General features: G+C 70.3%; 5 protein-coding genes and 1 pseudogene. All 6 read right to left on the reverse strand.

Going from position 1 to position 6,462, the window contains the following annotated elements; genetic code table 11:
* Positions 1-41: 41 nt before the first annotated feature.
* A complete protein-coding gene (locus tag ACTWQO_RS35040; protein ID WP_443241412.1) occupies positions 42-905 on the reverse strand; it encodes a F510_1955 family glycosylhydrolase in 864 nt (287 codons plus the stop codon).
* Between the two features lie 129 nt (positions 906-1,034).
* Complete coding sequence (locus tag ACTWQO_RS35045; protein ID WP_443241413.1) at positions 1,035-1,718, reverse strand: DUF305 domain-containing protein; 684 nt, start codon at positions 1,716-1,718, stop codon at positions 1,035-1,037.
* A 91-nt stretch (positions 1,719-1,809) separates the two neighbouring features.
* Complete coding sequence (locus tag ACTWQO_RS35050) at positions 1,810-2,280, reverse strand: DUF6153 family protein (protein ID WP_443241414.1); 471 nt, start codon at positions 2,278-2,280, stop codon at positions 1,810-1,812.
* 54 nt (positions 2,281-2,334) lie between these two features.
* Positions 2,335-3,756 carry an NADH-quinone oxidoreductase subunit N gene (locus ACTWQO_RS35055; RefSeq protein WP_443241420.1) on the reverse strand — a complete coding sequence of 474 codons (1,422 nt, stop codon included), beginning with the start codon at positions 3,754-3,756 and terminating at the stop codon, positions 2,335-2,337.
* Between the two features lie 5 nt (positions 3,757-3,761).
* The gene (locus ACTWQO_RS35060) at positions 3,762-5,270 is read right to left on the reverse strand and encodes a complex I subunit 4 family protein (RefSeq protein ID WP_443241415.1); all 1,509 of its coding nucleotides are present in this window, start codon (positions 5,268-5,270) and stop codon (positions 3,762-3,764) included.
* A 5-nt stretch (positions 5,271-5,275) separates the two neighbouring features.
* Positions 5,276-6,445, reverse strand: a pseudogene (locus tag ACTWQO_RS35065) (proton-conducting transporter transmembrane domain-containing protein); the annotation flags it as partial.
* Positions 6,446-6,462 lie beyond the last annotated feature (17 nt).

Consider the following 6,462-nt stretch of genomic DNA (forward strand, 5'->3'; position numbering starts at 1 on the left):
TCGAGTCCCGCCAGGCTCTTGACACTGCGGCGCTCGACCGATCAGTGGCCGCCGCTCGACGTGACGGCCAGGCGCTTCTTGAACGTTGTGCCGCCGTCCTTCGACTCGAACACCCCAGTCTCAGTGGCGGCGAGGACGTGCTCGGGCGCGACGGCGGTGAGTGCCTGCGGCCGGCCGCCCGGCACAGTGGAGATCTTCTTCCACGTGATGCCGCCATCCGCACTGCTGTTCAGGCCACCGGAGGTATCGATGCCGTAGAGGGCGTCCTTCGTGCTCCAGGAGAGGAAGGCCATCACAGGCTGCTGCGCTGGGGCGAAGGTCTTCCCGCCGTCGCCGCTTCGAACGACTCCGTCCTCGGTCGTGGCCAGGATGACGCCGGGGTCCGTCGGGCTGACTGCTATGTCCAGGGCTTCGAGCCGGGCCCCGTCCTTCCAGGAGATGCCGTCCTTGGTCGTGCGGACCAGACCGTTGGTCGAGTCGTAGCCGTAGACCGTGCTGTGGGCGAAGTCCAGGGCGTGGAAGTCGGACTTGCCGGACAGGGACAGGGACTTCCAGGTCTTGCCCGCGTCGGTGCTCTTGATGAGCCCTTTGTTGCCGCCGGAGGTCGGGTGGCCGCTGGCGTAGAAGGTCTTGTCATCGGCCATGGTGAAGCCCATGAAGTCGTCCTCGCTGTCGCCCACCAGTTCAGGTTCCCCCTTGGCGCCGGGGGTGTAGACGCCTTCGTGGGTGGCGACGTAGAGGCGCTGGTCGGTGAGGTCCAGACCGAGACCGTGGATATGGCTCACCGTCGTCCCGGCGGTGGACTCGCCGGTCGAGTCCTCGCTGTCTCCACTGCCGGAGCAGGCGGCCAGGGTGAGGGCGAGAGCCAGGGCAGTGGCTGCCACGGCGGCAGGGTGCTTGTTCATGATTCCTCGCGGGTGTACGGGAGCGCCGGAGCGGCGACGGCCGATGCGGACATGGCGGCATGGGAAGAAGACCGCCCGGGCTCCTCGGTGCGAGGCTCGGAGCCCTGGGCGGTCAGGGGGTGGTGCGGATCAGATCCGGTCGAGGATCTTCTCGAACTTCTCGACCTCGGCGGACTGGGTCTTCACGACGTCGGCGGCGAGCTTCTTGGCCGTGGCGTCACGACCGTTCTTCTGCTCGTCCTCCGCCATGGTGATCGCGCCCTGGTGGTGCTCGATCATCATCTCCGCGAACATCCGGTCGAACTCGGCGCCCTTGGCGGCCTCGAGCTTCTTCATGTCCTCTTCGGACATCATTCCGGACGTCCCGGATCCGTGGTCCATCCCACCGGATCCGTGGTCCATGCCGGGCATGCTCTCTTCGGCGGACTCCGGCTTGCCCCAGGCCTTCAGCCAGGACTTCATGGTCTGGATCTCGGGATCCTGGGCCTTCTCGATGTCCGCGGCCAGGGTCTTGATCTCCGCGTCGGAGGCCCGGCCGTCCGCGAGCTCGGCCATCTCCAGAGCCTGCTCGTGGTGCGGGATCATCATCTGCGCGAACATGACGTCCGCGTCGTTGAAGGCGCCGGGCGCCGGGGTGTCACCCGCCGTCGTCGGGGTGGATGTGGCAGAGGCGGAGGTGCCGCTCCCGTGGTCCATGCCCTCCATGTCGTCCCCGCCGCAGGCGGCGAGCAGCAGTCCACCCGCCGCGACGGTGCTCACGATCGCCATACGACGACGAAGACGGCGGCGCGGGACAGAGTTGTGGGCAGTCATGTGCGAAATACCTCGTTCGATGAGTTCTGTCAGTGGTTGTGGGGACAGCGCGGCGTGCGCGGGCATGACACGGCCCGCGCTGCGGTCCGGCCTATATCCGCAGCACTGACAGCTGAACGAGGAGAGGTCTGGGGGGCGGCGGGCTGGGGCACAGCACGGCCATCGCCCGGGCAAGCAGGGCCGTCAGCTGCTCGTTGCGACGCGATGCCGCGCACAGGAACAACCAGAGCAGCCATCCGGTGAGCACCGCCACGCACACGGACAGCACATCCATGCTGATCGTGGGCTCATCCACCGCCGACGACGACGCCGGTGCCGCGTCCCCGTGGTCCGCCATCGCCTCATCAGACCCTGCGAAGGTCTGGGGGTCGGCAGCCCCCTTGGCCATGCCGCCCTGGTGCGGGCCTACGGCGGCATGGAGAGCGCCGTCTGTCGCCGAGCCTGAAGAGTGCTCCGGATGGCCCATCGTGTGCATGGCGAACACGCCGAACGTGAGCACGACTACCAGCAGGAGGTACCCGAAGGCCCCACCCACACGCAGCCGACTGCTCACACGCAACATGCCGGACATACTACTAAGCCGATTCATAGGTCGGCCACCTATCGACTGGGCGCGTCATCGCGCGAGCGGTCCGCCCAGCATGTCCAGGGCCGCCCCGCCCAGCAGCCCGAGGACGACGGACCCGATCGCCGCCGCGTAGGCAACGACGGCAGCGGATCCTGACCTCGTAACCGGATCACCCACGGGTCCGCGTGCGAGAAACGCCGGGGCGATCCAGCGCAGGTAGTAGAAGAGCGAAGCCACCGTGTTGACGGCCGCGACGACCGCCAGCCACGCGTAGCCGCCGTCGAAGGCCGCGCTGAAGGCTTCCAGTTTGCCGAGGAAGACGGCGGTCGGGGGTGTGCCCACCAGACCCAGCAGGCAGACGACGAGCGAGGCCAGCAGGGCCGGGTGCGTTCGGGCCAGGCCCCGGTAGTCGTCGATGGTGTGGGCTGCGGGGAGCGCGCAGACGACGGCGAAGGCGCCGAGGTTGGTCAGCGCGTACCCGGCCAGGTAGTACAGCAGCGCCTCCTGATCGAGGTCGGTGCGTCCGGCGACGGCCACCGGAAGCAGGAGATAGCCGACCTGGCTGATGGTGGAGTACGCGAGGAGCCGTTTGACGTCCTGTTGGAAGAAGGCCGCCAGGTTGCCCAGTGTCATCGAGGCCACCGAGAGCACCGCCACCAGGTCGGCCCATGGCAGGTCGGCGTCCGCGAGCGGCACGGCGGCGAGTCGGTAGAACGCCGCCAGGGCGCCGATCTTGGGAATCGTGGTGAGGAAGGCGGCGACTGGCGCCGAGCTGCCCTGGACGGCGTCCGGCACCCAGAAGTGGCCGGGCACGCCGCCGGCCTTGAACAGGACACCGGCGAGCAGGGCGAGCGTGCCGACCGCCACCAGTCCGTTCGGTGCTTCGGCGAGTTCGGTGCGCAGCATGGGATACGCCGAAACTCGCCCGGCGGCGAGGAGGACGGTGATGCCGGCGAGCATCAGCACGCCGAGGAGCGCGCCGACGACGTAGAACTTCAGGGCCGCCTCGGTGCCGGGGCCGTCCTTGCGGAACCCGGCGAGCGCGTAGGCGGGCACGCTGGCCAGCAGGTAACCGGCGGCGAGGAGGAGCAGGTCCTGGGCTCCGGCCATCATCAGGGCGCCGACGGAGGCGAGTTGGAGCAGGACGTAGAACTCTGTCTCGCGCGGGTCGGCGTGCAGGCGCGGCATGGCGAGCGCGAGGACCAGCAGCGTGGCGCCGAGGATGACGATCCTGCTGGTGGCCGTGAGCGTGTCCAGGGCGAAGGACTCGCCGAAGGCCGTCTCCACTGGCTTGGCCGCGGCCATCGCGGCGGCCATGATTCCGACGGTGCAGGCCGCACCCGCCAAGGCTCCGGTCAGCCACTGGCGGCGGCGCGGCAGCCACGCGCCGAGCAGCAGACCGAGCACGGCGGAGGCGGCGAGTACGACCTCGGGCAGGAGGTCGAGGGGGTTCTCGTTCATCCCGGTCATCTCGTTCATCGCGCGAGCAACTCCAGCACGGTGCGCGAGGCCGGTTCGATGACGTCGAGGACGAACCGGGGAGCAAGGCCGAGGACGACGCCCAGGGCCAGCAGCGGGACGATCGCGAGCCCTTCGTGGACGCGGATGTCGGGGAACGGCCGGGCGGCACCGGGCGCGGCGACGGGCAGCCGCAGCGGACCGAGGAAGACCTGTTGCAGGGCGCGCAGGAACAGACCCGCGGTGAGCAGGATCCCCAGCACGGCCAGGCCCGTGGCGACCGGCTGCGGCCCCAGGCTCCCGGTGAGGATCTGGAACTCGGCGATGAAGCCGGAGAAGCCGGGCAGCCCGAGCGAGGCGAACGCGGCGACGCCGGTCAGTGCGGCGAAGACGGGCGCCCGCCCGGCGACACCCGAGTACGCGGACATCTCGTACGTCCGCCCGCGCTCGTACAGCACGCCGGAGAGCAGGAACAGCGCCCCGGTCAGCAGCCCGTGACTGACCATCTGGAAGACGGACCCGGTGACGGCGAGCCGGCGGGCCTCCTCCTGCCCGGCGCCGACGGCACCTGCCGCGCCGATCGCGAGGATGATGTAGCCCATGTGGTTGACGGAGGTGTAGGCCACCATCCGTTTGAAGTCGGTCTGGGCGAGGGCGACCAGCGCGCCGTACAGCACGGACACCACGCCGACGACGACGAAGACGAGGGCGTAGTCCCGCCAGGCGTCGGGCAGGACGGGCATGGCGATGCGCAGGAAACCGTAGGCGCCCATCTTCAGCAGCACCCCGGCGAGGATCGCCGACCCGGTGGCCGGGGCGTCGGTGTGGGCGGGCGGCAGCCAGGTGTGGAAGGGCACGGTCGGGGTTTTCACCGCCAGTCCGACGGCGACGGCGAGGAGGACGAGGGCGCCGTATGTCCCGCGTCCGGCCAGTGGGTTGGCGTCAGTCAGCTCGACGATGTCGAAGGTGTGGGGATCGGCGGCCAGGTACAGGCCGATGAAGCCGAGCAGCAGGGCGAGGGAGCCGATGAAGGTGTAGAGGAAGAACTTCAGCGCGGCGCGGGCGGCGCCCTTGTGCCCCCACCCGGCGATGATGAAGTACATCGCCACGATGGACAGGTCGAAGAAGACGAAGAACAGGATCAGGTCGAGGGCCACGAACAGGCCGAGGCACGTGGTCTGGAGGATCAGGAACAGGGCCGCGAACTCCCTGGGCCGCCGGGTCTCGCGCCAGGCGTACGCGGCACAGGCGAGGAACAGCACGCAGGTGACGGCCACCAGGGGCAGGGACAGGCCGTCGACTCCGACGTGGTAGCTGATGCCCGCGCTGGGAATCCAGCGGGCCCGGGTCTCGTACTGCATGCCGCCGTCGGCCCGGTATCCCGCCCAGACGATCACCGTCAGGACCAGCTCGGCAGCGGCGGTCGCTACCCAGGCCGTCAGGAACAGCACGCGGGGCGCGCTGCGCGGCACGCACAGGAGGAGGGCCGCCATGGCGGTCGGGAGCAGGACGATGGCCGTGAGCACGGCGGTCACCTCACGAGGACGAGGACGACGGCGAGGACGGTGAAGGCGGCGACCGCCTGAGCGAGGTACTGGTGCAACTGCCCGGTCTGCGGCCGGCGCGCCCAGCGGCCGAGCGCGCGGGCACCGCCCGCCACGCCCTCCACCGTGCCGTCGACGAGCCGCTCGGCCTGGGCGTTGGTCCACTGCGCCAGCCGGACCGAGCCGCGGGCCGTGCCCTCGACGGCGCGGTCCAGCACCCGGTCGTCGACGGCGGCGAGGGCGTCGGCGAGGCGCATGACCGGGCCTACGAGGAGGGTTCGTGCCGCGTTCTCCAGGCGCAGCCAGTCGGAAGCCCAGGCAGTGATCCGGCCCGGGAGGGCGAGGAGTTGGGGTCCACGCATCCAGACCAGAGCGGAGACGGCCGGCGCGAGCGCGCCGGACAACACCAACTCCCAGGCTTGTGGGCCCGGTTGTCCGCCGCCGCCGAGCACCCGGTCGACCGCGTCCCGTACGGGCGGGAAGGACGTGACCGTCAGGGCGGCGCAGGCGACGGCCAGGGTGACCAGCGGCAGTCGGGTCGCGTAGGGCAGCGACTCCTCACGGTTGTCCGGTCCGGGAGCGGGCTGCCAGACGAACCACAGCGCCTTCGCGCTGTAGACCGCGGAAATCACCGCACCGGCCAGCCCGACGACGTACAGCGCCGCGTTGTCCTCAAGGGCGCCGGCGAGGAGTACGTCCTTCGCCGCCCACAGCGCCAAGGGCGGGACCCCGGCCAGAGCCAGGGCCGCGACGCTGAAAGTGATCCCGGCCGTACGGTACCGCCGGGCCGTGCCCCGCAAGGCAGGCAGCGCCTTGGTACCCAGGGTGGTCAGCCAGGCGCCCGCGACGAGGAAGGCCAGGCTCTTCGCGGCGGCGTGCGCGACGAGTTGCAGGGCTCCGCCGGTGACCGCACCGGCTCCCGCAGCGAGCACCATGAAGCCGATCTGGGCGCAGGTCGAGGCGGCGAGCAGTTGCTTGAGGTCGGTCTGCGCCACGGCGACCAGGCCGAGCACCACCGCCGTCACCGCACCCGTCCACGCCACGAGGGGCCCGCCCCAGCCGGAAGCCGACAGAAGTGGCTCCAGCCGCAGCAGCAGGTACGCCCCGGCCACTACCATGGTCGCCGAGTGCAGCAGGGCCGAGACAGGGCTCGTGCCCTACTGCACTCGGCGAC

The organism is Streptomyces sp. 4N124, from assembly GCF_052245395.1.
Classification (GTDB): Bacteria; Actinomycetota; Actinomycetes; order Streptomycetales; family Streptomycetaceae; genus Streptomyces.